18 protein-coding genes are annotated in these 25175 nt (G+C 32.4%); 6 read left to right on the forward strand and 12 right to left on the reverse strand.

Translation table 11 applies throughout. From position 1 onward, the window contains the following. Positions 1–264 precede the first annotated feature (264 nt). Positions 265–2208, reverse strand: coding sequence for a hypothetical protein (locus VKJ25_RS12730; protein ID WP_324237003.1), 1944 nt, complete (start codon positions 2206–2208; stop codon positions 265–267). Positions 2209–2219: 11 nt separating this feature from the next. Then, positions 2220–3932, reverse strand: coding sequence for a hypothetical protein (locus tag VKJ25_RS12735; RefSeq protein ID WP_324237004.1), 1713 nt, complete (start codon positions 3930–3932; stop codon positions 2220–2222). Between the two features lie 1239 nt (positions 3933–5171). On the opposite strand from VKJ25_RS12735, the gene VKJ25_RS12740 reads away from it, so the two are divergent. Both VKJ25_RS12740 and VKJ25_RS12745 read left to right on the forward strand, forming a co-directional pair. Beyond that, positions 5172–5876, forward strand: a complete 705-nt coding sequence (locus VKJ25_RS12740; protein WP_324237005.1) for a Crp/Fnr family transcriptional regulator — start codon at positions 5172–5174, stop codon at positions 5874–5876. A gap of 65 nt (positions 5877–5941) precedes the next feature. Then, positions 5942–6601, forward strand: coding sequence for a DUF2232 domain-containing protein (locus tag VKJ25_RS12745; protein ID WP_324237006.1), 660 nt, complete (start codon positions 5942–5944; stop codon positions 6599–6601). A gap of 13 nt (positions 6602–6614) precedes the next feature. On the opposite strand, the gene VKJ25_RS12750 is transcribed toward VKJ25_RS12745, so the two are convergent. The 3 genes from VKJ25_RS12750 to VKJ25_RS12760 all read right to left on the reverse strand — a co-directional run bounded on the left by VKJ25_RS12750 (position 6615) and on the right by VKJ25_RS12760 (position 12806). Continuing rightward, on the reverse strand, positions 6615–9062 hold the full coding sequence (locus VKJ25_RS12750; protein WP_324237007.1) for a putative PEP-binding protein: 2448 nt from the start codon (positions 9060–9062) through the stop codon (positions 6615–6617). 450 nt (positions 9063–9512) lie between these two features. Continuing rightward, the gene (locus VKJ25_RS12755) at positions 9513–10424 is read right to left on the reverse strand and encodes a ribonuclease T2 (RefSeq protein WP_324237008.1); all 912 of its coding nucleotides are present in this window, start codon (positions 10422–10424) and stop codon (positions 9513–9515) included. A gap of 420 nt (positions 10425–10844) precedes the next feature. Beyond that, positions 10845–12806, reverse strand: a complete 1962-nt coding sequence (locus VKJ25_RS12760) for a CASTOR/POLLUX-related putative ion channel (protein ID WP_324237009.1) — start codon at positions 12804–12806, stop codon at positions 10845–10847. Positions 12807–13549: 743 nt separating this feature from the next. On the opposite strand from VKJ25_RS12760, the gene VKJ25_RS12765 reads away from it, so the two are divergent. Next, a complete protein-coding gene (locus VKJ25_RS12765; RefSeq protein WP_324237010.1) occupies positions 13550–14332 on the forward strand; it encodes a DUF1350 family protein in 783 nt (260 codons plus the stop codon). A 147-nt stretch (positions 14333–14479) separates the two neighbouring features. Here the strand turns inward: VKJ25_RS12765 and VKJ25_RS12770 are convergent, their stop codons facing one another. Next, positions 14480–14971, reverse strand: coding sequence for an ATP-binding protein (locus VKJ25_RS12770; RefSeq protein WP_324237011.1), 492 nt, complete (start codon positions 14969–14971; stop codon positions 14480–14482). A gap of 411 nt (positions 14972–15382) precedes the next feature. On the opposite strand from VKJ25_RS12770, the gene VKJ25_RS12775 reads away from it, so the two are divergent. Further along, positions 15383–16516 (forward strand): PP2C family protein-serine/threonine phosphatase, encoded by a 1134-nt coding sequence (locus tag VKJ25_RS12775; protein ID WP_324237033.1) that lies wholly within the window; start codon positions 15383–15385, stop codon positions 16514–16516. Positions 16517–17304: 788 nt separating this feature from the next. Here VKJ25_RS12775 and VKJ25_RS12780 read toward each other — a convergent pair. The 3 genes from VKJ25_RS12780 to dps all read right to left on the reverse strand — a co-directional run bounded on the left by VKJ25_RS12780 (position 17305) and on the right by dps (position 19386). Beyond that, the gene (locus VKJ25_RS12780; protein WP_324237012.1) at positions 17305–17661 is read right to left on the reverse strand and encodes an STAS domain-containing protein; all 357 of its coding nucleotides are present in this window, start codon (positions 17659–17661) and stop codon (positions 17305–17307) included. 182 nt (positions 17662–17843) lie between these two features. Then, positions 17844–18470 (reverse strand): nucleotide exchange factor GrpE, encoded by a 627-nt coding sequence (gene grpE / locus VKJ25_RS12785; RefSeq protein WP_324237013.1) that lies wholly within the window; start codon positions 18468–18470, stop codon positions 17844–17846. Between the two features lie 412 nt (positions 18471–18882). Beyond that, complete coding sequence (gene dps / locus VKJ25_RS12790) at positions 18883–19386, reverse strand: DNA starvation/stationary phase protection protein Dps (RefSeq protein WP_324237014.1); 504 nt, start codon at positions 19384–19386, stop codon at positions 18883–18885. An 885-nt stretch (positions 19387–20271) separates the two neighbouring features. On the opposite strand from dps, the gene VKJ25_RS12795 reads away from it, so the two are divergent. Then, the gene (locus VKJ25_RS12795; RefSeq protein ID WP_324237015.1) at positions 20272–21924 is read left to right on the forward strand and encodes a SpoIID/LytB domain-containing protein; all 1653 of its coding nucleotides are present in this window, start codon (positions 20272–20274) and stop codon (positions 21922–21924) included. A gap of 102 nt (positions 21925–22026) precedes the next feature. Here the strand turns inward: VKJ25_RS12795 and VKJ25_RS12800 are convergent, their stop codons facing one another. The 3 genes from VKJ25_RS12800 to VKJ25_RS12810 all read right to left on the reverse strand — a co-directional run bounded on the left by VKJ25_RS12800 (position 22027) and on the right by VKJ25_RS12810 (position 23382). Then, entirely contained in the window at positions 22027–22335 is a 309-nt protein-coding gene (locus tag VKJ25_RS12800) for a ferredoxin (RefSeq protein ID WP_324237016.1), read from the reverse strand. A gap of 57 nt (positions 22336–22392) precedes the next feature. Continuing rightward, positions 22393–22686 carry a ferredoxin gene (locus tag VKJ25_RS12805; RefSeq protein ID WP_324237017.1) on the reverse strand — a complete coding sequence of 98 codons (294 nt, stop codon included), beginning with the start codon at positions 22684–22686 and terminating at the stop codon, positions 22393–22395. Between the two features lie 405 nt (positions 22687–23091). Then, positions 23092–23382 carry a 2Fe-2S iron-sulfur cluster-binding protein gene (locus VKJ25_RS12810; protein ID WP_324237018.1) on the reverse strand — a complete coding sequence of 97 codons (291 nt, stop codon included), beginning with the start codon at positions 23380–23382 and terminating at the stop codon, positions 23092–23094. Positions 23383–23822: 440 nt separating this feature from the next. On the opposite strand from VKJ25_RS12810, the gene VKJ25_RS12815 reads away from it, so the two are divergent. Next, positions 23823–24890 (forward strand): Gfo/Idh/MocA family protein, encoded by a 1068-nt coding sequence (locus tag VKJ25_RS12815; protein WP_324237019.1) that lies wholly within the window; start codon positions 23823–23825, stop codon positions 24888–24890. Positions 24891–25175 lie beyond the last annotated feature (285 nt).

Genomic DNA, 25175 nt, shown 5'->3' on the forward strand with positions numbered 1-25175 from the left:
CTAACCTTGATTGAATAAAAAGTCATGCATATAGGCGATAAACACCAGGTAATATCTATCATATCACAATTTGCTTGAGGATGCAACCTCTTTTCTATATGAAATTTTTTCAGGAGCTTCAGAAAATAAAAATGTGGGAATTTCCTATTGAGAGGGTATAAATGGAAAACTTTAATAATGTTTAATAATGGGAAAAATCTGGTTGCTTTAGAAAATCAAGTTTACCATCAGATCAGAAAAGAGCAAAAACTCCTAGCCAAATTATTAATTATTAATTATCAAAGGTTCCTCTAATTTTTGCTTACTATTAGCTACTAACTTACTTAAATATTCCCGTAAATATTCTGCTTGTTCATAATTTAACTCATATTTACTATCCTCAATTTTCTGAGAAAAAAGAGGCTTTCTTTTCAAAATTTGATAATCATCATTTTGTCGAGAAACTTCAGTGAATAAAATAAAATCTTCCGGCTCCGGAATTAAACCATCAGGCAATTTCCCTGCTAAAATAGTCTGGATTTTTTCTTTGCAACCACGAGTATTTATCCCTCGTTTTTCTAATAGTTGAAAAACTTCTTTTACAGATAAAGGATAATCTGAAAAAACTTCCATTATTTCCCAAATTAAAAAATAATCATTGTATTGTTCTTGAGATATATCTACAATTTTTGGATAGAGAGTTAAAGTAGCTAAACCATAAGCAACTCTACCAATAGTTCGTTTAATTTCTGCCATTTCAGATAAAGAATTATTGGCTTCTAACTCTTGATTTTCTAGCTCAACTTTGGCATCTTGTATAATAATTGCATTCGACAATTTTTGACGTAACCATTTAGCGATCGCTCCCCAACAACCACTTCCTCCAGTACAAATAGCACGGTTAATTCCTACTGGAGATATTCCTACTTTACTGAAAAAACTATTCAACTCTTGATTCAATTGTTGAACAAAAGGTTCTAAGACTTTAGTGTTCAAATCTTTTTCTTGTAAATATTTAATCTGATCATCTATATTCACAGTAAATTCTTTTTCGGCAGGCAAAATTACTTTTAAATTATGAGCTGTTACTAATAATTCTTGTCTATAAGATGAACTGTGTAACCACTGTTGTAGTTGATATCTAATTAACAAATCTGGATATCCTGGTCGTGGCCAGACTTGACCTAATTCTGACTGATTCTTTTCATTATTAGGTAAATTTTCTATTGTATCATCTTTTAGTAAAAGTTGACAAATAATATCTTGATCTAAAGCATTGCCTCCATAAGCAAAACTATGACAATGGAAATTAGAGTAAGTTAAATTTTGCCCATTTTCTGGTAAGGTCACTAAGGTCAATTCTGTTGTCGTTGCTCCTACATTAATAATTAAAATTCTCTCCCGTCTAGATTTGGTAATGGCATAATTTTCTGTATTTTCTGTTACTAAATTTAATTCTGTTAAAGCTGTAGCGATCGCTTCTTCAATTACAATTACTTGATTGACATTTTTCACTAAACCTGCTTCTAAAACTGCTTCTCGTAGATTAAAGCGATAAGCTTCTGACCAACTAGCAGGAGAACCCATAATTACAGATTTTAATTCTGCCATAGCTGAGACAAAAGTTTTATGTTCCAACCCCACCGCACCACAAATATAATCATTAATAATAATCTTTGTCTTAGTTTCTTTCTCAATCATAGAAGTCAAGTTCGGGAAATTATTTGGAGGGCGAAAAGTCTTCAATAAAGTTACTAATCCCTGTTTAACTAAGCTTAAAGGAATTTGATGTTGTTCAGACCATTGTAAAATAGGTTCATGGGAGATTGTTGGAGAAAAATTAGGAGCTAGGAGAAAAGTTCCTTCTGGTTTACCTAGTAACTTTTGTTTTTTAAGTTTAATTGAAATGTAAGGTATGGCAACTTTTAAACTAGGCTTAAAGTTTTCTAGTAATAAAGATTTTTGTTGTAAATTTTCAACATAAATAATTGATGGTAGTCTATATATTTTTTTGGTAGAATTAAAACCATTTTTAACTGTTTTGGTAGAGAGAATAAACTCTTGATTAATTTTAATAATATCTAATTCTGGTTTAACTTTTACTAGCTCCCAATAAAGAGGATAAATTTTGCCACTACTGTGATTAAATAATACTGCGGAAATTCCAGTAGTACCAAAGTCAATTCCTAAATGCCATGATAAACTTGTTTGTGTTGTATCTGTTTCCATTTTTAATCGGCTCAATTTTTCTTTTCAGAATTTGATAAATTTTGAATTAGGTTTTCTAGGGCTAAAAATTCTTCATTATCTATTTCTGTCAATTCTTCTTCTTCTTCGGTTGTATTTTTTAAGCTATCTAAAATATCATCTAGAGTCATTTCATTTTCTGTATTTTCTTCTGAACTAGAGATATTTTCCTGGTTACTTGTAGTTAATTTTTGGGAAATATCATCAACATCCCTAAATAAATCTTCCAAGTTAGTTGATTCTGGTTCAGAAGTAATAACCAAACTATTATCAGAAAATTCATAATTATTTTCTGTTAAATCTTGCTCCTGGTCTTCTACTATTTGCAATTCAGTTGTATCTGAATTATCTATTGATTCATCTACATTAATTTCTTCTAAACTTTCTAAATCAGAAGACAAATATTCTAGGGTTTTAGTATCTAATAATAGTTCATTAAGTTTTCTATCAGGTCCTTCTGGTAAAAGACTTTGTGTCAAAGGTTCCTTAGTATACTTAATATATCTATCTGGTTCTAATTTCTCTATTGAGTTAGTGAGACTTTGTTGATTTTTGCTATTAGTAACTATTTGCTTAGTTAATCCTTTATCGACCTCTAGATCTCCAAATAAATTGCTCAGAGATTCTAGCATTTCCGGACTTTCTACATTTTCTACATTTTCTGATGTACCTAACTGTAATTCTGGAGTTATTGGTACTTGATCTTCTGTTGTAAAAATTTGATTCTGAGAGTTATGGTTATCAGTATAATTATCTTCAAAAGTGGGAGGTGCTAACTGAGATAAGATTTCATTTCCCTCACTTTTCTCTTTTTCCTGCTGGTTGCTTTTAAGTATTTCTAAATCTTGGTTTTGATCGATATTAAATTGAGGTTCGAGGGAAGATTCTTGATGATCTAACTTATCTGCTAGGATAAATTTTTTTTCTGTTTTTGTGATTGTTGATTCTGAAGCTTGTTTTTTGACAAACTCATAACCTGGATAAGGTAATGCAAATTGATTTACCGGTTCTTGTGATTCATCAATTTGAGGAGATAACCTTTGAATTTGTAAATTTTCATCAGTAATATTATCTTCTACATCATTTTCTTCTTCTTCACTATTTGAACCATCAATAAATGAACTTTCAATATGAGAAACTTTCTCTTGTTTATGCTCGGAAATTTTCAGAACTCTAGAAGTTTCAGTATTAATACTTTGACTAAAAGATGAATGCTGAATAGTCAACTTAGATAAATGTTCCAATAATGCTTCTTTAACTGGACTCAATAAAGCTTGAGAAAATTCAGAAATAATCTGGTCTTGTTTACTGTATTGTTGAGCTAAACTATAACTTTCTTGTCGGCGCTGCTCAAGTTGTCTAATTTCTTCTTCGAGAGCTTGTCGTTTTTGTTTGAGTATTTTGAAGTCTTCTCGTAGATACTGATTAATAGTGGCAAAAAACTCTTCTATTTGTTGTGGATTTTGTTTAATCTGAAGGTCAATAGTGTTTTCTGAAGTTAAAGATTGGTCAGCAGAAAATAAGTTAAGATTAGAAGTTTTATCTACATCCTGAGCCAAATAATCTAACATTTCCTGTAAGATTTTTCTGGCTCTTTTTAGTGTTTCTACGAGAATTTCAGGAGAACTTTGGTTACTAGAATCATTGAGTACCTCATCTATCTCCTTGATTATTACTTGAATTGTGTTATTATTTTGCTTCTTCAAGAATACCACCTCTCTTAGTCATCTATGGATAATGGATAATTGTTAATGGATAATTGTTAATGGATAATTAGAGATATAGCAATCATATTTTATTCGTGTCAAAAATCTTGCTAATTTTTGGTATGGAGTTGGGAAGGCAATGGTTCATGGGTAAAAGTTTTGGTCTTGATTTCTCGTTTTTGAATTGTTACAACCAATGGGCAGATTGCTATATATAGTAATAAGGATAGGGAGTAAGGAGTAGGGAGTAGGGAGTAGTTAAGAGTTAGGAGAAGCGGGAAGTTCTAGAAGAGGTGGTCATGTCCTATCCACCTTTAGTTTTTCTGTCATAATGACCCCAAAATCTTCACTTTTTCCCCTCCATCAACTAAAAAGCTGGTGACTTTTAGAGTTCCCGATAAATCAACACCTAAAATTTTTCAAACCTCTATGTCTAAATGGTTTGATATTTAATCATCAGAGCAATAATGATAAGTATGTAGGTAGGAAAAAAATAAGTATGTCACAAAAACAGAACTCAAGCCATGTGAACCCAGAAACCCGGTACGAGGGTAGATTATTGCTGCTCAAAACAATGATTTATCGTAGAAACCGGGTTCCTCCCGTGTAAGTCCTAAAAAAGTAAAGTGGCTCTGAAACTTATTCCCTTTTACGTCCTATTTACCTTATACTTTATGCCTCTTACCTTCATAAATACGATAAATTTTAACGCCTATCTACATTATTAGTTAAAATAATTAGGCTTAAGCGACAAGAAAACAGTATCATTACTCTCATAGCTAAAATTATATTCTAAGCTAAATGCCGATCACTATAATATAACCAGATTTGGTTTACCACATAATATATTTATAGTCAAGTTGGTTGCTGAAAATAACAATGAGAATAAACTCTACAGTTGTATCAACCTGAAATAATGGCTTTGAGTGATTAGTTATTATAGATTTGCCTAGTATTGCTAATCATGTACATCCATATGCTAAACGAGAAATCTCAAAAAACTTATTTTAATTATTTAAAATTTACCAAAAAATCAGGTCTAAAGCCTCCCCTTTTAAGGGGATAAAAAAGTAGTCGAGAGATGGATGGGTTCCCTAACCATATCTAATAGACCAAGAGAAATATTTAACTCATCAGCATTTCAAGCCTACGACCTGAGTCGGAGGTTCACTGATAACTGATAACTGAAATGACCTCCAGGCTAAATCTCCTGCCCTAATTAGTAAAACATATAATCTCATGGAAGATAGGCAAGCTCAAGACACCCAGTCAAATATTAAACAATTAATGCTGTCCACCCCATTTTTTGACGGCTTACCAGGAGAGGCATTAGAAAAAGCAATAATTCATTTAGTTAGCCGTCAACATCCACCAAACCAGGTGATCCTATTGGAAAATGATTGGGGTACTTCAGTATACTTCATTTTAGATGGATGGGTAAAAATTCGTACCTATAATTTAGATGGTAAAGAAGTAACATTGAATATTCTGGGCAAAGGAGAAGTATTTGGAGAAATGGCAGCTTTAGATGAAGTACCTCGCTCTACTGATGTAATTACTTTAGCTCCTACTTTAATTGGTAATATGCCAGCTCAAGATTTTGCCCATCTTATTCAGACTGAACCCATAGCAGGAATTAGATTAGCTCAATTAATGGCCAGACGTTTACGACAGGTAAATCGACGACTCAGATTACGAGAAGCAGATGCTCAAGCAAGAGTTGCAGATATTTTACTCTTTCTTGCAGAAAGCCAAGGTATAGCTTCTCCAGATGGAATAGAAATTCCTAATTTGCCTCATAGAGAATTAAGTAGTTTGAGTGGTTTGGCTAGAGAAACTGTAACTAGAGTCTTAAGTAAATTAGAGAAAAAATTATTAATTAAGCGCGATCGCGACACTTTATGTATTCCCGATGTTATCTCTTTAGAACGTACACTTGTTTAAATAATTGATAATTAATAATTAATCATTAATAATTAATAATTGAATTTTTAATCTAAACCAAATCTGTGAAAACAACTTCAGACGACAAACAACCATCAAGTTATAGAGAAGATAAACCGATCGCTCTAGTAGAAACAGCTTTTTTGGCCAGTACCGCCAGCCTGATTTGGTTTATCAACTATTATTTTCCCATAGGACCGTTATTAAAGATTTTTTTTCCCATACCAATTGCTTTACTTTACTTAAGATGGGGAAATCGTGCATCTTGGATGGGTGCAACAGTATCAGGATTACTTTTATCTGTGCTTATGGGGCCAACTCGTAGTATTTTATTTGTAATTCCTTTTGCTTTAATGGGGGTAATGTTAGGAGCGGTGTGGAAGCGAAGGGGAAGTTGGTTAGTTTCTATTGGTTTAGGTTCTCTTCTTGGTTCTGTTGGTTTCTTTTTTCGACTTTGGTTACTTTCGATTTTGTTAGGGCGAGATTTATGGATATATTTAACTACACAAGTTACAGAATTATTAGAATGGGGATTTATTAAATTAGGGTTATTAGCTCAACCAAATTTAGTATTAGTTCAAGTGATGGCTTTAATCGTGGTTTTGGTGAATAATATTATCTATTTGTTTGTTGTTCATTTGGTGGCTTTATTGTTACTAGACAGGATAGGAAATTCTATTCCTAGACCTCCTAAATGGGTACAAGTTTTGCTGGATTATGATTAGCTAGGTTTAATTATTAATTATTTAGTCTAGCTGCTTCTAAAATCAAACGTTGTTCGGCACGAGCGATCGCTTGATAAGTTTGTTGAACAGCATTTATATTAACAGAAATAGAAGTAATTCCCCACCGAACTAAATCATCTATTATTTCTGGATATAAAGCAGGAGCATCACCGCAAATAGAACAAGGAATACCAGCAATTTTTGCTTGAGAAATTAATTTTTGGATTGCTCTCATTACTGCTGGATGACGAGCGTCAAAAACATTTTTAATTTCTTCTTTTTCTCGGTCTATTCCTAATAGTAATTGTGTTAAATCATTAGTGCCAATAGCAATACCTTGTACACCTGCTTTTACATATTCAGGTAATAAGAATAAAACTGATGGTACTTCTGCCATAATCCAAATTTGAAAATGATTTGGTTTATCTTTCCATTTGGTTTCAATTTGATTTCTACAAAATTGAAATTCTTCTACAGAACGTACATAAGGTAAAATTAAATTGACATTATTATAACCTAATTTATGTACTTTAGATAAGATATTTATTTCTAAATCTAGTAAACTTGGTTCTAGCATATAACTAAATGTGCCATGCTTCCCTAATATAGGATTATAATAATTAGTTTGGTCAGACAAATTTAATTCTTGATTGAGATTTTGGGGATGAATATTTTGGCTAAACTGATTATCTTGATTTCTAGAATAATTAGAATTAAAGAGTACCAAATCAAGGGAACGATAAAAAACTGGTTTGGGAGCAAAAGCAGCAGCAAATTTAGTTAGATGCTGTACCATTAAATCTATTAATTCTGATTGACGACCTTTTTCTATCCACCATAAAGGATGATGATTTTCTAATAGTTCAATTGCCATTAATTCTGACCGTAATAATCCTACTCCATCTATGGGTAAATTTTGCGCTTTTTTAATTGAATTAATTTGACTAATATTCACAAATAATTTACTGCCAATGGGAAAAAAGTTTTGAGAATGAAGAGAATTTTTCCCTACTTCTATATCCAATGTTTGAGGATGATTTCTTTGTTCTTTTATCAGATGTACTTCTCCATTATTGCCATTAACTAATAAATAATTACCTGTTTTAATTATCTGAGTAGAATTAGCAGCTCCCACAATGGCAGGAATCCCAATTTCTCTGGCTAAAATTGCACCATGACTGGTAATACCACCTTGTTCAGAAATAATTCCAGCAGCATTTTTTAATAATGGCAAATAACTAGGAATAACTGCCGAAACAACTAAAATTGCTCCTTGAGGAATTTCTTTTAATTGTGGAATTAAACCCTGAATAACGATAGCTTTACCTGTTACTTTTCCGGCTGATGTACCGATACCTTTAATAATAGAAATATCACTATTTTCAAGAGATTGTTTTTTTGATTCTGTTGTCGAATTAGATAAATTTTCTAAATTTTTATGGTCTTTTTGTAGTTTCAGAAAATCCGTAATTAATAATTGAGGTTCAGCATCATTATCTGTTTTAAATAAACTCCATTTCAAAGAAAAATCAATCGGGAAATTATTGCTTATTTTCTGAGTTAATTCCAATAACAATTCGAGATAATTATCTCCTAAAACAAACTCTTTTTGTAGATTTTCTGGCAAAGAAAAAACTTGCAGTGCTGGTAAATTATCAGAAATAGGTATTTGAGGATGATAAACTTCTTGCCAGATATTAGTATAGCTTACTTTCATAATAGCTTGATCGAGGTTATAAGCTATAACTTTATTCCCTAATTTTTTGTCTTTTACAGTATGATTTTCCCCAGAAATTAGATAACAGTCCGGAATAACTTTCCCCAGTTCCATAGATATTCCTAAACCATAAGTTGCCTTAATTTCCCAATAATTATCTGCCCAAACTTGAATCGTTCCTGAAGCGATCGCTGACTGTAAAGGTTGTACTAAAATTACTGGGCGAAGTTGTTGAATATAAACTTGGTGACTATGCCAATATAATAAACTTTTAGCCTTAAAAAATTCTGACCATACTTGTTTAATTGCTAGAGTAAATTCTTCTGATTTAGCTTGACAAATTGTTAATTCTAATATTCCAAAAGTTTCCAAATTAGGAGAAGCTAAATAAGGCTGAAAAATTAAGACTTGGGTATTAAGATTATTAATTGCAGATGTTAAAGATGCGACTAAATCAAGTGGTAAATTAGTATCAAAAATATAGTTATTAATTAATTGAGAAATCTGTTGTAATTGCTGATAGTCATTAATATTAAAATGTAAAGAAGAATTTGGAAAATCAGCTAATAAAGGATCTAACCAATCAATATGTTCTAAAAATTCCCATAAACTATTTGCGGGCATGACAAAACCGGGGTTAACTGGATAACCTTTTTCCATCAGGTTAGCTAAATAAACAGCTTTTTCCCCTACTATTTCCTGGTCTGATGATTGTAGTTGATTTAGCCAGTAAAAATTATACACAAGACCATCACTTTGCTTTTCAGTTATTAGTTATCAAAAAGTCTATGCTTTATCAAGGTTTTTCTTAATATAAAACTTGAGCAAAAAAGCCAAGTGTTAATTAAGGTGGGAGGGTCAATTAGTATATAAATCAATAGCAAATTTTGACGAACTATAGTAATCCTAAATAGGTTTTAATATCAAATCCTTTGGCAATGGAAATCTTATTAGAAACCGGTTTTATTGGAGACAAATATTAGTAATAGTGGGATGATGATTCCCGAAAAATTATATAAGTCCGGTTTCTATACTTTTCTACACTGATGCTACCAGATTTGATATAAAATTTTACCAAAAAATTATTAAGGTATAAAGCCTCTCTATTCATAGAGCAAAAGAGGTAATTATGTAAGCATTTATTGTGGAATGCTTAGATAATTACTAATTGTTAATTATTGAAAATAATAGCTTCTAAAAACCGACTGGATCAACTATTCCACTACTGCAAGAACTTCCACTTCTTGGCACCAAAACATCTGCTAATTTTTCCCCAAGTAAAGGTCTGCGCATTTTAATTTGCAGTTCAGTAATTAACCCATCATTACAGCTAATCTTCACACTTTCTCCTGCACCTTTTCCAAAAGAATTATCAAAAGCTGTTTCAATTTGAGAACGAGTAATTCTTTTGCCAATATTTGCTGCAAATAAGTCTTGTACTTTTGAAGTATTAACATCATTCAATAAATCTATAGAAATGTCATAGTAAGTATCCTCATTTCGACCATCGCAAGTACCATGTTTAATCCATTCATGACGATGTAAATAAGACTGCTTACCAGGCATAACTATTTCTAATTCAGAAGTAGTTTCTTCATCCAAATTTAAACTTGGTAAATCATCCCAATTTCTATATTTAGAATCATTGATATCTTGATAAGAAACCCCACAATAGTTAATTCTATCAGGCCATAAACCATGTAAAGTAAAATTAGTTGCATCAAAGCGGTCTTCAGTTTGGGAAATACATTCTATTTTGTCTTGCTTTCCCTGACAAAAACTGGGTTGCCAACTAATAGCAAGTACATACTCTTCTGCACAACCTTGAGGAGGACAACTTGCTACAATTTTGTTTTCTTCTGTTATGATTATCTCTTGATAGCTACTTTCTTGTGCTTCGCTATTTTGAGTTTCATTGCTACTTTTCATAGTAGGATTAAATTGACCACAGTTTTTGTTAATCCATTTATTTTGGTTGCCTACTTTGATAGAAATATAATCTCCAGATTCTTTATTTAGTCCGAGAGCTTGGTAAACTTTTCCTGGTTCCAAAGTCACAGGTTCACTTTTCTTTTTGATGCTAGTATAAGCTTCACAATTATTCATGGTAAAATCTCCAGGAAGATTGTAGAAAGCCAAAGCTGGACTTTGGCAAAGGAGGAAAAAAGATAACAAGAATGTGATGATTAGTCTCACGACATCTCCTTTTTTATTGTTGTTGTACAACTACTATAACAATCCCAAATAAGTTGTAATATTTTTTTCTCACAAATTATTTCTTATGACTATATTTGAATACTTTACAGTAAGTCTGTGATTAGCCTTATGAAATTATTCTTAAAATTAATCCTGTTCCCTAAAAGCAATAAAATAATGAACCTCGACAAATAAATAGGGTTTGCTAATTAAATTATAGAAGGATTAATAAATAAAGGTTTAATGAGCTGTTGGAATTGTCAAATTATTTTAGGCATCTTGCCCGGGATAGATGTACCTCACGGGCAACAAAAAACGTTATAACTGAAATTAGGTTTGATCTTCAGAAATAGTAATCAGTTGATCTTTAGAAGTTAGAGTAAATTCAGTATCTAAACTAGGAGCTAGATAAATACCAAAATTATTCTCTTTATCTTGAGCTTGAGAATCTATTCTCACACCCAGACAAATTTCATCACGAGATTGAGCTGCAAATACACAGTCAGCAAAAGATAATTTACCAAGTTTTTGAGGAGGAAAAAAAAGCTCTATTGGTTTAATATACATTTCGCTACCGTCTGCCGAAAATAAATTATTGTAGACTTTCATTACATTGGGTTCTTGAGACACCTGAGCTAATATTTTCGAGACAAATTGATCTGATAGTAAGAAGTCTTGAACCCCCGCTTTAACCACTAAATCAGTTTCTTCTGAATCAGCAAGTTCTACTACTAATTCAGTATTAACCTTATTTCCAGTTTCCTGCTCATATTCTCGGAATATTTGCTTAATTTCTAATAATATAGTCAGAGTTCTAGCATCAATTTCTTCTAGATTTTTACCTTTAATAGACAAAATAGAAATACTGTCATACCTATGTAGTTCTAGACTTTTAAGTTCTGCAATAGCATCTACATTAATAACCTCAAATTCCATCGAAACTTCAGGATAAGCTTGACTAATTTCATAAAACTTAGCTTTAATTTCCGGTGTGAATTGATGAGTAACTAAATTAACTTCTGAACCTGGAAGTACATATTTAGCATATTCTCGAAGACAAGTTGCAGTTTTTGAGTTCCAACCAATAATTAAATGTTTTTCAGTTTCTCCGTCAAAAGTTTTTCTGAAGTCACCATAACCTAATACTTTAGGTTTAGCTAAAGGTCTTTTGGAAAGTTGAATTTTTGAATCATCTTCTGCCAAAATAATTACTTCTTCAGTATCTGTTAACCGATAATTACTATCTGGTTTGATAACTACATCCCCATTTCTAGTGCGCACACCCAAAGGAATACTTTGATTAAAACGAAATGGTAATTTACCAAAAGTTAGATTTTGCCAACCACCTTCAGGACGGTAAAAATAAACTTCATTTCCAGCAAAACCAACTAAATTTAAGTATACTTTTGCTAACCCTATAGAACGTGAAGTTTGAACTAAAATTCTGGCTAAAATATCAGCTTCATTTAGAGTTGTTACAGCTTCAGGAGCAATACTTTTCGCTAAAGTTCGATATTTGTTTGAGTGAATTTCAGCGATTATTGGTGGTAAATCTTTCTTCTTTTCATTAGCTGCTACCGTAGCTAAAATTGCTTTCACAACTCTAGCATCCGATAACTTTCTCACATCTTCTTCATCTATTCCTTTGGCATCATTTAAAATAACTACCGACTTAGCAACTTTAACTCCAACTTTATTCAGGTTATTAATATTTGTTACTACTCCATTACGAGTAACTATCCTAGTAGTTTTTAAATCTCCTAATTTCTCCCGGAGGAAATCATCCATATCTTCTTTATCTCGTTCTGATAAAATGACAATTGCCGCATCAGATTCTGATTCATTTCCTATTACTAACTCAGTAATAAGATCGACAATTCTATCACTAAAACCTAAGATTAAAGTATGGTTTTTTTCCACTACTAAACTTTTACCTTTCTTCAACAAAGTTAGTTGTGCTTCAAATTCTTGGGTAATAAAAGCCACTAAACTAGAGAAAAGTACTAAACCCAGAAAAATCGTTAATATCCCTACAGCTTTAGTAGCAAAATTTGCGTCGTCTCCCGTCTCTCCCAGACCAATGAGTTGTATAAATACATCCCAAAGCACATCCGTTTTTTCTTCATTTGGAAAAATCAACTCAGAGAGGAAGCGTATAATTGTCATTACGACAAATGCCCCAAAAAAAGCTGATACTAATCCCAAAAATACAGATAAACCGCCCTTTGACATAAAGTTGTCAAATCTATACTTAAACTTTTCTTGCCAAGAAAATTTACTTTGAGCAGACATAGATTTTTTCTTCAAACTAATATTAAGTTTATGCTAAACTATTAATTTACATTCAGAGTCACTTATAAGATTATAATCTTATACGTCAAGGGTTTTCTAACTATTTGACTTCCTCTTAACACACCTTTAATTTTTCTTTTTCTTAATGGTGAGTGTTTCAAAGCGATCGCTCTATTTAGGGTTTGCAGAAAAAGCCTTTTTAAGGAGATGGGGTCATTTCAGTTATTAAGTTATCAGTTATCAGTAGAGAGTGAACCTCCGAATTTAGTCGGAGGCTTGAAATAAGTTAAAATTCTTTCATCCCCTTAAAAGGGGTGATGGGGCAATTAAGAAGTACAGATATTAATAATTAAATATTTGGTTTCACGAGCATCTTGTTCCCTTGGATGTACCTCAAACCTAGTGGAATCTTCTTTAAATCTAAAAAGAATGAAAAATAAAGATGTTAGAGTTTTTAGGTAGAGAAAAAGTACCAACTTTTCGGTGAAAAAAAATCCTCAAGTGAGTATTTTAGGGTAACGTAAGGAAGAAAAATTAAGGGGCTATTAATAAACAACTATCTCTTCTACAATTTCCTCTTAATCTTGATTCTTAACTGCTCCCTACTTGCTAATCCCTACCTCAACAAAAAGAAAAATAACTATACTTAATAATTTTAATAATTGCTATATTTAAAGTAAAATTATTGTTCTATATCACTAAATTTTGTAATTGTCAATAAAAAGTATTTATAATTTTAAATTATGGAATGGCAAGAAAATTCTGGTAATTGGGTATTAATACCTCCCCGCCCCCAAGCAATCATACATTTTTTAGGTGGAGCATTTGTGGCGACTGCACCCCATGTTACTTATCGGTCCTTATTGGAAGTTCTGGCAAATCAAGGCTATGCAGTCATAACTACTCCTTTTATCAATACCTTAGATCACTTAGAAATAGCTCAAAATATTCTTAGGGATTTTGATAGTTGTCTCGATCGACTATATATAAGTGGAATACTCAAAAAAAAATCTTTACCCATATATGGAATTGGCCATAGTATGGGATGTAAATTACATCTTCTTATAGGTAGTTCATTTTCCATAGAAAGAGCAGGCAATATTCTCATATCTTTCAATAATTCTACAGTTCGTGATGCCATACCCTTGGCCGAACAAATATCTTCTGTCGTGAATGTAGAGTTTACTCCGTCTCCAAAAGAAACAAATAGCCTAATTCAAAAATACTATAAAATTCGGCGCAACTTATTGATTAAATTTAATAATGATGATCAAGATCAAACTCTTCGTTTGAACGATCTATTACGACTACGTTTTCCCAATATGGTTACAGTTAAGAAATTAAAAGGAAACCATTTAACACCTTTAGGTCAAGACTTAAGTTGGTCTGTAGGAAAAGTATATACTCCCATAGACGCGATTGGTCAATGGTTCAAACAAGAGATTTATCGGGACTTAAATCAACTGAAACGTGAAATTTTACTTTGGCTAAATCCATTTAAGAATGGAGTAGGGAGTAGGGATTAATAAGAAAAAGTTGATAATTTCTGGATAAGATTGGAGATATATAATAGTAGCATGCAATTAATTTTACTGGTATTTATACAATTAATTTTGTATAAGCACTTAAGAAATAAAATCAATTATTTCCCACCCAAATCCTATTATCAAAACTCAAACTTTATCAAAATCAGAATTTTCATTTTTAACTTGGGGATATAACCAATAATTTTTAACAATTAACAAACAGTTACGACGATCGGAGGTACGAGTATAACTAACATGGTCTGCTATTGCATACATAAGTTTTATACCTCGTCCACCAGGAGAAAAGATATCTGGTTCTGGTTGTCCTTTGAACCATTCTGTCATGTCAAAAGGCGGACCATAATCCCAAATTCTAATTTCTAAATGGTTAGAATACATTCTAACTTCAATATCTATAGGTGTATCTCTGGGCAAATATTTATGAGCATGGCGAATTGCATTAGTAAAACCTTCTGCTAAAGCTAGTTCACACTGCAACCAAACTGTCTTAGGAATTGGTGCTTGATGCAATTCCTCAAACCATGACAAAACTCTGTCATTTTCTCCCAAGTCTGAATGAACTCGCAAATCAGATTCGTGATACTTTGGTAATTTATCAGGGCTTTTCACGTTAGTCACACTTCACTTCTTAAATTATTTTAGATAATATTTCAGGTATATTCTAGGTTATATTATGGAGTATATGTATAAAGTTTATGTAAATAGGGTTTGCTGAATAAATCTTTTGGTTGAGACAGGGAGTAGGAAGTAGTTAAGAATCAAAAAGAATGGGAAATTTTATAGGAGGTTGATCCTTGATTATATCCCCTTAATTTTTCTCCTATAATTACTCTAAAATACCCACTTGAGGAGCTTTTCGGTTGAAAAGCTAGGACTTTTTCCTAGTCTAGAAAGGTTAAAACCTTTATCTGTCAATTTTTTTAAGTGTAATCAGCAAACCCTAAATAATAAAAATTATAAACTCCTAATAGTCTACTCACTATTATGTGGGCTTGAGCTGAAATACTGAATCGTTTAACTAAGTCCATGATATATAAAGTTTTAGTAATTGATGATGATACTGCCATTCAAGAATTGCTGAGAAGAGTTCTGCAAAAACAGGGTTATGAAGTGACAGTAGCAAGTGATGGTGAAGAAGGTTTGGAAAAAGCAAAACTCCTACAACCTGCTTTGATTATTTGTGACTGGGTAATGCCACGACTTACGGGAATCGAAGTATGCCGTAAAGTTAAAGCTAATCCTACTTTGTCCACTACTTTCTTTATTTTGTTAACTTCTTTAGGAACGGTTCAGAATAGAGTCAAAGGTCTGGATGCTGGTGCGGATGACTTTATTTCTAAACCTATAGAAATGAATGAACTGAAGGCTAGAGTCAGAGCTGGACTAAGACTACATCAGCTTTCTCAAGACTTACAGACTCAAAAGCAACTACTAGAAAAAGAATTAGCTGAAGCTGCTGACTATGTACGTTCTCTCCTACCAGAGTCTATAACAGAACCAGTAAAAATTGAATCCCTGTTTATTCCTTCTCGGCAGTTAGGAGGAGACTGTTTTGATTATTATTGGTTAGATGAAAATTACTTAGCTATATATTTATTAGATGTTGCAGGTCATGGTTTACGAGCTGCACTTCCTTCGGTTTCGGTCTTGAATTTGTTGAGGTCAAAGGCCATACCTCATATCAATTATCATCAACCTAGTGATGTACTTAGAGCTTTAAATAATACTTATCAGATAACTAATGAAAATGATAAATATTTTACTATTTGGTATGGTGTGTATAATCGTTCTCAAGGTCAATTAATTTATTCTAGTGCGGGTCATCCACCAGCTATTTTAGTTTCGGGTAATGGTGAGCTTACTCAAGCTAATAAATTGAAAACTCTGGGAATGCCTATTGGTATGTTTCCAGATGCTACTTATATGGATGATTTTTGTATTGTGGAAAAGTTCAGCTCTCTATATATATTTAGTGATGGTGTCTATGAAATACCTCAACCTGGAGGTGATATTTGGGGTATAGATAATTACATTAATCTAATTTTAGAATGTAGTAGAAATGGTTTTTGTAACCTGGATAAGATATTAGATTATGTAAGAGAGTTAAATGGTAGTAAGGTTTTTAGTGATGATTTTTCTTTACTCAAAGTTGTGTTTGGTTAACCTATCTCTCTCTCATCAAGCTATGCAAAAGTTAAGTTCAATTTAGGATATTAAAAACTGCAAATTTTTAGGTTTCTTAGATTAAAAAATTTAGCATTGAAAGACTCATTATTTACAGATATATTAGCTTTTCTTCTGGCGTATGAGAGATTTATAGAGGAATATCTAATCTACTTCAGATATCTCCAAATAATCCAAAATAAAATGAATTATTCTAGAGAAATTATCAATTATTTTCCTCTAATTATTATTTCCTATTTACCGAAAAATCAAGGTATAAAGGCTCTCCATTCATGGATAAAAAAGCAAAAATTCTTTTTAGCAAATCCTCTTTTTTTATAAGAAGAGGTAATTAGGGCTGGCTGATTAATTATGAAACCTTTTACAGGTAAAAAATTTAGCCTTTTCAGATACTAATAAAGTACCACCTTTTAGGTAGCTCAGGTTCAAAGTAGAAGATACTCTAAACTGTTCTCTCTTCCCTTTCTTAACTAAAAGACTTTTACGGTTCCCGATCAATCAGCAAACCCTGATTAGGGCTGGCTGATTAAATTTCAAAGTCTTTACAGATAAAGGTTTGAGTCTTTTTAGACATTAAAAAAGTACAAGGTTTTGGCTCCTTAAAGTATGTCCTCTAGAACTCCTGATTCTTCTTGACTCTTCCCTACTCCCTACCAAGGGCAAAAAGACTTTTACGGTTCCCGATCAATCAGCAAACCCTAATTATTAATTATTGAATGGAGATATATAACTATTCTAAAATCTAAGATACCTATTTTTTATAAATTTTAGGATTTGCTTTGATGTTGAAGATTTGTATTAGTTTCAATAGTTGCTTTTTCAAATTCTTCTCGGTTAGGAAATATTTCAAAAACTCTGTCCATACTGGTTAGTTCAAACAAAATTCTAATCTGTTCATTAATAGAACATACAACTAACTGACATCCAGCAGCACGAACAGTTTTAAGAGCTAAAACTAAAGCGCCTAAACCGGAGCTGTCCATAAAAGTTACTTCTTTAAAATCTATCACAATAACATCAGCCCCGGCATCAACTTGTTCGCTAATCTCTTGGCGAAATGAAGTAGCTTTAGTACCGTCTAAAATACCAGAGGGGTCAATATATTTAACAACACGATTGCTCATTTTTTTAGAATAATTCTTAGCATTAAGACACTTAGCCCAGTATAGCTCATTACTTAGGTTGAGTCCAAATATATCTCAACTAATTCCTAATTTCTTGGCCAGAAATATATATGATTATTTGTCAATCCCACCACCTGAATAGTTGCTTCAATTCTAAATTCTAAATTCTAAATTCTAAATTCTTACCTTATAGGACTTACTTTCGCGCGAAATAGCAGTTTATCCCCTTGTTTATAGCCAGTGTAACGAATTTTTACCATTTCTCCTTTCTGTACAGACCCGTCCATCAGTTCATGTAACTGGGGGTCAAAAGGAACTTCTGCTCCAACAGTAGCAATAGATTCTACATTCCATTCTGCCATTAGTTTTTCTACTGGACGTAACAAAGGTAATATTTTGACTGCTGCTAAACTGGGGTTTTGTTTTGCTTTCTCAACAACAGTGGGCCATTGTTGTAGCCAAGATTCTAATATTCCTAAACTAGACTGCTGAAACTCTTGCATTAAAAATTTTTTTTGTTGCTCTAATTCTTTCTGGATATTATTATATTTTTGTTCTAATGCTGAGGTGGAAGTTTCTGGTAATCTTTGAGTAAGTTCAGGTGCAAAATTAGTCAATAGTTCTGTTAAAGTTATTCCTAATGCCTGACTAATTTTGAGTAAAATATCTACTGGCATTCGTGATGCTAACCCACGTTGTAAACGAATAATTTGTAGTTCAGAAACTCCAGCTTTTTGACTTAATTCTTTTAAGTTGGAAATACTTCGTTTATCCATGAAACTTTTTAACACAGAAGCATAATTTTTCATACTAAATTTATTTATTAAACCAGATGATAGAACTTACTAATACCATACCTATGAACGGTTTTTTTCTAATGTCTATTATTAAAATATATTATATATAAAATTTATTTTACAAAGCGAGTTTCTTTGGGTAAATCATACAGATATATTTTAATAAGGTTCAGATCAAACCAAAACTCATAAGGTAGAATAGCTCTTGAGATAACATAACTATAAAAAAGCTCCTTTACTGAACTGTATTTATATATAAATTAATCTATATTTCTTCCTTTTCTCTCCCCCTTTTCCTTGTAAATCTTTAGCTAATAGCTGACAACTAAACTAAAAGTATACTTATTCAGCCGTTTATTAATGGATAATGAATCATAATAGATTAATTATTAATTATCCATTATTAATTATCCATTATTAATTATTAATTAGCTAAGTGTGCTTCTAAAAACCACAAATATTTGTCAATAGTACGAGAAACTTCTGTATATAAATCTGCTGTATCTGCATCTTTTAATTCATCTGTTTTATCAATTCCTTCTCGGACTAATTTTGCATATATAGAAAAACGATCTGCCAGTGCTAAAAGATGCTCTTTTCCATCAGTAATTTCATAAGGATATTCTGGCAAATATGAGTCAGAAGCAGCTATTCTTGCTGTTCCTATTGCTATACCTCCTAAAGCAACAATCCGTTCAGCAAACATATCAATATATTCTTCTAACTCACTAGCCATTTCATCAAATAATTGATGTAATTGATAAAAATTCATTCCTTTGACATTCCAGTGAGCTTGTTTAACTTGAGTTTTTAAATCAATAGTATTGGCTAATGTATTATTAATAATTTCGGCTATTTTCGAGCGGTTTTCTTCTGGTAAATCTATTCGAGATTTGTAAGTATGTTTCTTTAAATCTTCCAGCTTCATTTTTTTACTCCTAGATAAATTTTACTACAGGATAATCATCGAAAAACTAACTAGCTATTAGCTTTGAGTATTCAGCTATCAGCTTTTAGCAACTCTGGGTTTAAATCTAGAGCTGCCAAAAGTTTACCACTTTGCAAAAAGAATATTACAAAAAAAGTATACAGCAATTCTATTTTATTAAGGTATAGTAATCCTAAATAGGTTGTCAGATTTATAAATGCGGGGTTTGGTCTCCAAACCCCTACAGTTTTTTTTCTCACAAATCATTCTATATTGCTATATATAGTAATCCTATTTTATTTGTCTATAAAAATCCTACTGCTTTTAGGGAATAGGGAACAGGTAATAGTTTCAGTTTTTTTATCTATTTAATTTTTCGCAACATAAGCACGGATTGCTATATCCTGCATCGTAGATTCTGAAAAATAGTTGCTCCAGTTTATGAGACTTGTTTCCAAAGTCAAGAAATAGGGAATAGAGCTATAAAGTTGTTTTTTTTCAGAACTTCGATTGATTTAATTTAAACTTTGATAAAGTAATTAATAATTAAATAATTTAGCTAGTCTCTTAGTCAATTCTCTCCCTAAAAAGAAAAAGTAATTAGTGCTTGCTTATAGAAATATAAAAGTTTTGATAGGTAAATATTTGAGCATTTTTAGGTTCGGTAAAAGTTCAACTTTTTGTGCATTTCTTCTTCAAAAAGGAGCGTATTTTGGGGAATATTTGGGTAACAAAATTACTCTCCATCTCCTTAAAAATACTTTTACGGTTCCCGATCAATCAGCAAACCCTAATTATTAATTATTAATTATTAATTATTCATTATTTATCACACTTGATATAATAATTAAGTAAAATGTAAACTTCAGAGATAAAGAAAGAAAATTGTCAGCACAAATATATCAAAAACAAATCAAAGCCCCCATTTTAAAGGGGGATTTAGGGGGATTAATCTTCACAACAGCTTTGCTATTAGGATTAGGATTAGGATTAAATATAATGCCAGTCAAAGCTGTAGAAAAACATAATAAATTACTGAAAATAGGAATTATCCAAAGATTTGGTACTAAACCAACAGATAAAATTATTCTTGAAGCTATTCCTGGAGATAAATTAACTTTGCGGTTTAAAACTCCAGCAGGGGAAGAAACTCTGACTACTGAAAAACTAGAATTAAAAATTAAAATGAAACCTCTAGAAAAACCTCTCTTAAAAGAGCGGTTAATTCTTAGTAGTCACCGTAGTTATGAAAATGCTGAACAAGATGCCCAGTTCTGGAAAAATCAAGGAATAGAAGTAGAAGTAGCTCAACCAAAAAGATGGAATGTTTGGGCAAAAAGAGATGTCTATAAAACTCCTTTATTACGACGGTTGCTATTAGAAAGTATACAAGATCATAATAATACAAATGTCTATCTTGAACTAAAAGCTTTAAAACAAAAACCTACAGCTTACTGGGAGATGAATGGCTATACTTATCATCGCCATGAACTACATATTACTGCTGGGAAAAATGAATTTATTATCAATAATCAATTTAACCAAGATACAACTAAACCAGAAAAACGACGTTATGCTGGTTCCTTAAAATTAGAACCTAATGCTTATGGTTCTTACACATTAGTGAATAATGTACCAATAGAAACTTATATTCGAGGAGTAGTACCCCATGAATTAGGTTCTTGGCCACCAAAAGCATCTTTAGAAGCTCAAACTATTTTAGCTAGAACTTATGCACTCAAAAATTTACATCGGTTTGCAGTTGATAATTATGAATTGTGCGCTAATACTCACTGTCAAGTTTATAAAGGATTAGATGTCTACCCAGAAACAGATGCAGCAGTAGCATCAACTAGGGGAAAAGTGCTAACTTATGAAAACCAATTAATAGATGCAGTTTATTCTGCTGTTAGTGGGGGTATTACCGCAGATTTTAATGATTTATGGAATGGTGAAGAACGTCCTTATTTACAACCTGTTCTTGATGCGACTAATAATGTTTGGGATTTATCTCAAAATAGTTTAGCTTCTGAAGAAAATTTCCGTAAGTTTATGAGTATTAAAAAAGGATTTAATGAAGAAAGTTGGAGAGAATTTCGTTGGCGAGAAGTTGTTAGTTCACCAGGAATAGTTAAATATTTAAAAAGTTATTTTCAAGGAAAAAAAAGCCCTTTTGCTCAATTGCAAAAAATTAAAAAAGTGGAAGTAACGGAGCGATCGCCTGCTGGTCGTGTTTTGAAAATGACCGTAGAAACGGATATAGGAATTATAGAATTAAATAAAGATGAAGTACAAAATGCTTTTTGGGTTCCTTGGAGTACATTATTTTATGTAGACCCTATATACAGACCAGACCAAACTTTGTGGGGTTATGCTTTTATTGGGGGTGGATTTGGACATGGAGTAGGTTTGTCTCAGAAGGGATCTATTAAACTTGCTGAGTTAGGTTGGAGTAGCGATCGCATCCTCGGTTTTTATTTTCCCGGAACTGAAGTCCAATCTCTCAGTGAGTTAGTTACTCTTGAACAAAAAGAATAATAGCGATCAAAACAAAATATATTGGTTGTTTATAGTTAATAGAAATTAACTATAAACAATCAAAAAATTTTAAATTATTTCACATTCTCAGATAATTGATAATTAACTTATATTTTCTTCTTGGTGAGTCATAATAGTGCAGTCTTTTTTAGGATAAGCTACACAAGTTAGTACATATCCTGCACTGATCTGATCATCATCTAAGAATGACTGATCGCTTTGATCTAAAAAGTCATCTGCGTTACCTTCTACCTTTCCTGTGCAACTTGAGCAAGCACCTGCACGACAGGAGTAAGGTAGATCTAAACCTGCTTCTTCCGCAGCATCAAGAATATATGTATCATCTGGACAATCAATAGTTTGATTAATTCCTTCTGCTTCATTAATCAGAGTAACTTTATATGTAGCCATCTTATTTTTCTCTCAAAATTGGTATATTGATTGATTTAAAATTGTCAACTAAAGTCTTTAGTAAAGTTCTTCTTCTTTGTGAGTTGTGATCGTACAATCAGAAGTAGGATAAGCAACACAAGTTAAAACATATCCTGCTGCCATTTGGTCATCATCTAAGAAAGATTGGTCAGACTGATCTACTGAACCTGATTCTATTTTACCAGCACAGGTAGAACAAGCACCTGCACGACAAGAGAAGGGTAAATCTAGTCCTTGCTCTTCTGCTGCATCAAGAATGTATGTATCATCATCACAATCAATTGTTGAATCTCCATCTGGAGTTTTTAGAGTAACTTTGTAAGTTGTCATATTATTCTCGTTTAGTTCAATGCTTAATTTATAGTTTGAAGTTTGTCTAAGTTCAGCGTTCGCCAACCATTAAATCAGAAAAATTTATCAACTCTAATCAATTATTGTATTAAATAAGCTGTAGAAAATTGTCATACTGAACTTTTCAATTTTCTGGAAAACAAGTATAAGGATTGTGCAAGATAACCAGCAATTCTCACACAACTCTTGGTATATGTGAGAATTACTTTTTTGCTACCTTCCACTACTTAAATGTCTTAGAATTTATCTACCCTTTCCTATCTTTTCGTCAAATAATTTTGCTTTTTGCAACAGTCGAAAATCTAAGATATCTAAGATTGACAAATTATTTTTTAGACTCTTATGGATCAATCAGGTTTAACAAATTCCTACAGTAGTTAATAACTATAGATTATCTTCCTGATGAGTTAGGATTACACAATCAGATGTTGGTTTAGCTACACAAGTTAGTACCCATCCCTCAGCTACTTGATCGTCGTCTAAGAAAGACTGGTCACTTTGATCCACTGTACCTGACTCAACTTTACCAGCACAGGTGGAGCAAGCACCAGCACGGCAGGAATAAGGTAAATCTATTCCTTGGTCTTCAGCAACATCAAGAATAATTTCATCATCAGGACAATCAATTACTTTGTCGCCATCTGGTGTTTTTAGAGTAACTTTGTAAGTAGCCATTTAATCTTCCTCTCTGGAGTTTATATTTATAATTTAAACTTATACAAATTACTAGGCTTGATTACCTAGAATCTTTGTACTTGTTTTTTTTCTAACTTTGATATTAAAGGAAAAAAGCCAAGTTGTAAAACCTATTATATTCAAAATTACTATAGAATTTATTATAAATAATTCTAATTTAATCTTAATTACTTATATTTACTTGGCCAATTATATCAGTTTAAATATTTGGGACATAAATTATATCACGAATATATCAAAAGCAAATCAAAGTCTGCCATAAGAGAGACGAGAAACCCGGCTTCTTTAAAAAAGACGAGAAACCGGGTTTCTAGGATATCCAAAGAAACCCAGTTTATTTGGCTCTCCAATACCTTTATATTCGTCTCCTGTCTTCTGACTCCTTCTGCCAAAAATACAATATTCACAACAGCTTTGCTATGACTCAGATAAATATTTCTCCATCAGACTCTCCATCACCCCATCACCCCATTACCCCATCACCTTTTTGCCCCACTATCCCAATTAGAATTGGTATTGTGGGAACTGGTTACGCTGCTAAGGCTAGAGCTGAGGCATTAAAACGAGATGAGCTATCCCTTGCGAATGCTGTGCAAACGCTGTTAGTCACCATTACAGGCCATACCCCAGAAAAAACCGAAGAATTTAGTCAAACTTTCCAAGTCCAGAGTACAGCCTCTTGGCAACAACTGGTAGAACGAGAAGATTTAGATTTAGTCATTATTTCTACTATTAATAGAGATCATGGAGCGATCGCTCGTGCTGCTCTGGAAAATGACAAGCATATTATAGTAGAATATCCTCTTTCTCTAGACCCAAGTGAAGCCGAATCATTAATATCTCTAGCAGCCAAAAAAAATAAATTATTGCACGTTGAACATATCGAACTTCTTGGTGGCCTCCACAATGCCATCAAAGAATCTTTGCCCCAAATTGGTAAAATTTTCTACGCTCGCTACGTCACAATTAATTCTAAACAACCTGCCCCCGAAAAATGGACTTATCGCTCTTCACTATTTGGCTTTCCTTTTGTCGGAGCGCTTTCTCGTCTGCATCGGTTTACCGATCTATTTGGTAAAGTTAATACTGTTAATTGTCAAAGTCAGTTTTGGTACAGAGAAGTTGACTTTTATAAAGCCTGTTTATGTACTGTTCAGTTAAGGTTTAATAATAATGTAATTGGGGAAGTTGTTTATGGCAAAGGGGAAACTTTTTGGCAATCAGAAAACCTCTTTACTCTGTACGGCGAAAAAGGTACATTAATTTTTACTCCCCAACAAGGTCAACTATTACAAGGAGAAAAAATACAAACTATAGAAGTGGGTTCTAGGCGTGGTTTATTTGCTAAAGATACAAAGATGGTAATTGAAAATTTGTTAAATGGAACTCCTTTATATGTAACTCCAGAAGCAAGTTTATATACTTTAAAAGTTGCTGATTATAGTAGAAAATCATCAGAAACGGGAACAACTCTTGAAGTTAAATAAATAAGGGAATAGGGAATGGGCAATAGTTTCATCACACCCAGAAACCCGGTTTCTTATAGCGCTTTTCAAATGAATGAACCACATCGTCATAACCAAAATGTTGTAGGGACGTTGCATGCAACGTCCCTACTGTGGTTTACCGAGATGAAAAGCGCTGTAACACCCAGAAACCCAGCTTCACAATACCCAGAAACCCGGTTTCTTGAAGAAACCGGGTTTCTCTGTGACAGCCGTTATTGCTAATTAGTCATCTTCAGATGACTTTAGCTTTGAGCCAAGGAATTA

This window comes from Okeania sp. (genome assembly GCF_035285525.1).
In the GTDB taxonomy this organism is placed as follows: domain Bacteria; phylum Cyanobacteriota; class Cyanobacteriia; order Cyanobacteriales; family Microcoleaceae; genus Trichodesmium.

Coding starts and splice junctions, on each gene's coding strand:
- VKJ25_RS12810 (WP_324237018.1), bottom strand. CDS start 23,382: ATGGCTACTTACAAAGTTACTCTAAAAACACCAGATGGCGACAAAGTA.
- VKJ25_RS12760 (WP_324237009.1), bottom strand. CDS start 12,806: ATGTCTGCTCAAAGTAAATTTTCTTGGCAAGAAAAGTTTAAGTATAGA.
- grpE (WP_324237013.1), bottom strand. CDS start 18,470: ATGAAAAATTATGCTTCTGTGTTAAAAAGTTTCATGGATAAACGAAGT.
- VKJ25_RS12815 (WP_324237019.1), top strand. CDS start 23,823: ATGACTCAGATAAATATTTCTCCATCAGACTCTCCATCACCCCATCAC.
- VKJ25_RS12740 (WP_324237005.1), top strand. CDS start 5,172: ATGGAAGATAGGCAAGCTCAAGACACCCAGTCAAATATTAAACAATTA.
- VKJ25_RS12755 (WP_324237008.1), bottom strand. CDS start 10,424: ATGAATAATTGTGAAGCTTATACTAGCATCAAAAAGAAAAGTGAACCT.
- VKJ25_RS12730 (WP_324237003.1), bottom strand. CDS start 2,208: ATGGAAACAGATACAACACAAACAAGTTTATCATGGCATTTAGGAATT.
- VKJ25_RS12765 (WP_324237010.1), top strand. CDS start 13,550: ATGGAATGGCAAGAAAATTCTGGTAATTGGGTATTAATACCTCCCCGC.
- dps (WP_324237014.1), bottom strand. CDS start 19,386: ATGAAGCTGGAAGATTTAAAGAAACATACTTACAAATCTCGAATAGAT.
- VKJ25_RS12800 (WP_324237016.1), bottom strand. CDS start 22,335: ATGGCTACATATAAAGTTACTCTGATTAATGAAGCAGAAGGAATTAAT.
- VKJ25_RS12805 (WP_324237017.1), bottom strand. CDS start 22,686: ATGACAACTTACAAAGTTACTCTAAAAACTCCAGATGGAGATTCAACA.
- VKJ25_RS12780 (WP_324237012.1), bottom strand. CDS start 17,661: ATGAGCAATCGTGTTGTTAAATATATTGACCCCTCTGGTATTTTAGAC.